Here is a 3,410-nt window from a genome sequence, read left to right on the forward strand (position 1 = left end):
TGTTCTGGCTAGCCTTCGAAGCCGTCCACCGCCTATGACACCGACAGCCGATTGAAGCCCACTATCGGCACGTCCGGTCTTCCACCTCAGCGACCTGGCGCCACGTCGCGCTGTTCCGGCCGTAGTGGTGTCAGTTCGGTACCTGCCTGGCCCCGACAGCAGGGGGTTCAGCGGCGCTACGGTCGCACGGTCGGCACGCTGAACGGGATGGGGACCGTCCGCACGCCGAGCCGGCGCAGGTCCGCCGTCAGCGTCGGGTCGCGGTCCATCCGGGTGCGCCGGACTCGCCGCCGGGCGCGGCGGGCGGGCGTGCCGGCCCGCCCGAAGATCGCAACGGTGCGGGCGTTCCCGCTGGGGTCGTGCCGGCACAGCGCGACCAGCCCGTCCACGCCTAGACTGGCCAGCCGTGTCGCCCACTGCTGCGGCAGGTCGTACGGCGTGATGGCGGGCAGCTCGACGGTGACGCCGAAGGAGCAGGCACGCGGGGCCGTGGTGTCGGCCAGACGCAGGCCCGGCGGGGTGGCGACGAACAACCGGCGCCGGTCGACGTCCGACGGGTCGATCACCCGCAGCCCGCGGAAGACCTCCACGAACGCGCCGTAGGCGACGTCCGACCAGTAGCAGGTGCCGGCGGGGGCCGGCAGGTCGAAGCGGTTGGCCCCCGGAGGGTCGCTGGTGAAGTTCCAGGCCGAGTTCAGCGCGCCCGCGCGGTTGCGATGCCAGTACAGCCGGTACAGCGTCCGCGGGGCGCGCCTCGGTGGTCGGAGGGGGAACCCCGTCAGGTCGGCCGGCGGCGGTCCCAGGCTCATCGGCTGAGGGCGGCGGCCCAGTCCCGGGCGGCGGTGCTCACCGCGACGCGGCCCTCCGGGCCGGACTCGAACAGCACGTCGATCGGCGCCTGGCCGTCCAGGTCGACATCCGGAGTGCGCAGCCACGACGCGACCGTCCACGCGGACACCAGCCGTTCGGGCAGCAGGGCCAGCACCTCGGCCAGCCCGGGCGCCGGGCGCCGAGCGCGGAACTGGAACGCCGGGTACACGGTCTTGCCGTCCCCAGTCGTCAGCGCCAGCAGCCCCTTGCGCTTGTGGACCGCCTGCCGGCTGATCCTCTCGCCGGCCGGGGCCAGCAGCTCGGCCACCCCGGAGGTGTCGTAGAACTCGCCGAGGTGCTCGACCCAGACATCAGCCGCATCGACGATGCGGTCGGCCGCCTGCTCGGCGAGCCGCTGCAGGTCGTCGCTGCGCTCGAGCACGGTCCCCTCCGGGTCGCGCCGGGTGAGCTCGCGCAGCATCTCCGCCATCAGGCTGACGTGGCTGCGCGGCAGGGTCGGCAGCGCGGCCGTCAGTCGGGCGACCGGGTCGTCGGCCACCGTCGGCCGGGTCCGCGCTCGCGTGGCGACCACGCCGGCTCGCTGCGATGGCATCCGGACTCCCCTCATGCCAACCCTGTCAACCGCAAATGTACCCCGCGCGTCAACCCTGTCAACCATCCGACTGCTGCCACCGTCTCGCAAGTCTGCTGCTGCCGGCATGCCGGATGTCCGTGGGCCACCCGCAGCTCAAGCGGACAGCCGCTCTTCTATAGCCGGTCACGAACCCAGTCGGCCTGGGACTTAGTCTCGCGGTACGGGTGCTGCCCGATCCAGCGACCGAAGGCGTCGGCGACATCGACGAGCTTCCAGCTGTGACCAGCACCCTTGGTAGCGGTCTCGAACTGGACCACGCGAGCTCGCAACCTGCGTTCGTCCATCGGCGAGTAGACGATCATCCAGACCCGCTGGGGCGGGGCGACGAAGCCATCCCAAGGCAGGTCAACGAACCGCTCGAAGGCGGAGATGAGTCTGTCGATCTGGCTCATGACCGGTCCCCCGTGTCGATCGGTCGGAGCAGGTGTCGGAATCCGACTTCGACCACCCCCCCGGCGTTCTTGAGCTCGAGGTAACCGCGCTGACCGGCTCGGTCAGCCTGGGACTCCGCTTCAAACGGGCTGAGGTCCAGGAAACCCGTCCACGAAGTGTTGAAGGCAGCCTGACCTCGACCGCCCTGCAGGTGTCCGAGCAGCAAGGCGTATGCGGTGCTCGCTGGTCTAGCTTCGAGGATCTGACGCAACTTCGTGACGCGTCCCTCAAGGTGGCCGGTCTGGGTCCAGGACGAGGCAGCGTTTCGGCCTATCTTGGCGGCGGTCGCCTGGTTGTACGTATCGGGGAACGCCTTCTGCACGGAAGCAGTCAGATCAGCGGAGTTGACCAACTCTCCAGGGGGTGCGTCCAGTACGGCGGGAGCTGAGGCACGGAAGACAGAATCACGCGCAAAGGCACACAGCCCTGCAAGCTGGGCCTGCGCCTCTGGGTCTTCGTCCCAAAGGTCGCGCAGCGCACGGAACAAGATTCGCGACGGGTCCAGCAGGTAGAGCTCGCGCAGGTAGCGGACTGCGCGCCGTCGCCCCTCGACCGTGGCTCGCCCAAGGACGTTGGCTTCGATCGCTGCTCTTAGGTACGCCTCTCTCGGAGCCTCTAGAGGGACAGCAGCCAGAAGCCGCTTCAAGAGCTCGATCGCAATGGTGTGGCTGGTGTTGGCACCTCCCGGCCTTCGACCGTCCACGATGTCTTCGTCGTTCACCGCTCCCCTACCATGGGCACCTCGACCTGTGGCTATCAACCTAGCCGGGCTCTCCGACTTCGAGGCAACCCCACACGGGTGACCGACTCTGACTTCGACACGGGCAGCGGTTGCAGAGGAGCTGCTCCCTGCCCTCGCTGGGTCCCTGGCGCCTCGACAGCCAGGAGGCCCGGGCTATGACCCAGGCCTCCTGACCGACGCACGCAATGTCATGCTGACCAAAACAATGTCATTCGTGACCAAAACAATGTCATCGGTGACGCGGCCCCGCAGGACATTGTTTGATCGACTACATCAGCTGCAGCCGCTGGTTGCGCCGCACCCCTCGCAGACGTAGCAGCTGCCGGCCGGGCGCATCTTGGTGCCACAGGTGAAGCACATCGGCGCGTCGGCCGCCGTCCCGGTGAACTTCTCCATCAGCTCGGCCGAGGAGTGCACACCGGCCGGGGCCGGCTCGGCCACCGAGTGGTGCGTCGTGGGCGCGGCTGACTCGACCACCGGCGCCACCGGAGCGGACTGGGCCAGCGACTCGAGGTCCTCGTCCCCCACGTCCAGCGGCTCGTAGGAGCCGGTGTCCAGGGCCCGGGTGCGCTCCTCCGCGGTATAGATGCCGAGGGCCGACCGCTCGTCGAAGGGCAGGTAGTCCAAGGCCAGCCGCCGGAAGATGTAGTCCATGATCGACTGAGCCATCCGGACGTCCGGGTCGTCGGTCATGCCGGCCGGCTCGAACCGCAGGTTGGTGAACTTGGTGACGAAGGTCTCCAGCGGCACGCCGTACTGCAGGCCGATCGA

General features: G+C 68.9%; 5 protein-coding genes. All 5 read right to left on the reverse strand.

From position 1 onward, the window contains the following. Nucleotides 1-176: 176 nt before the first annotated feature. Nucleotides 177-809, reverse strand: a complete 633-nt coding sequence (locus tag VIM19_05755) for an RES domain-containing protein (protein ID HEY5184403.1) — start codon at nucleotides 807-809, stop codon at nucleotides 177-179. Further along, nucleotides 806-1,423, reverse strand: coding sequence for a hypothetical protein (locus VIM19_05760; protein HEY5184404.1), 618 nt, complete (start codon nucleotides 1,421-1,423; stop codon nucleotides 806-808). The genes VIM19_05755 and VIM19_05760 overlap by 4 nt, the downstream gene beginning before the upstream one ends. A 155-nt stretch (nucleotides 1,424-1,578) precedes the next feature. Further along, nucleotides 1,579-1,857, reverse strand: a complete 279-nt coding sequence (locus VIM19_05765) for a hypothetical protein (GenBank protein HEY5184405.1) — start codon at nucleotides 1,855-1,857, stop codon at nucleotides 1,579-1,581. Further along, a complete protein-coding gene (locus tag VIM19_05770; GenBank protein ID HEY5184406.1) occupies nucleotides 1,854-2,618 on the reverse strand; it encodes a hypothetical protein in 765 nt (254 codons plus the stop codon). Before VIM19_05770 ends, VIM19_05765 begins: the two co-directional genes overlap by 4 nt. A 294-nt stretch (nucleotides 2,619-2,912) precedes the next feature. After that, nucleotides 2,913-3,410: vitamin B12-dependent ribonucleotide reductase (locus VIM19_05775; GenBank protein HEY5184407.1), on the reverse strand; the 498-nt coding region annotated here is incomplete at its 5' end.

The sequence above is a fragment of the Actinomycetes bacterium genome (assembly GCA_036510875.1).
GTDB lineage: Bacteria > Actinomycetota > Actinomycetes > Prado026 > Prado026 > DATCDE01.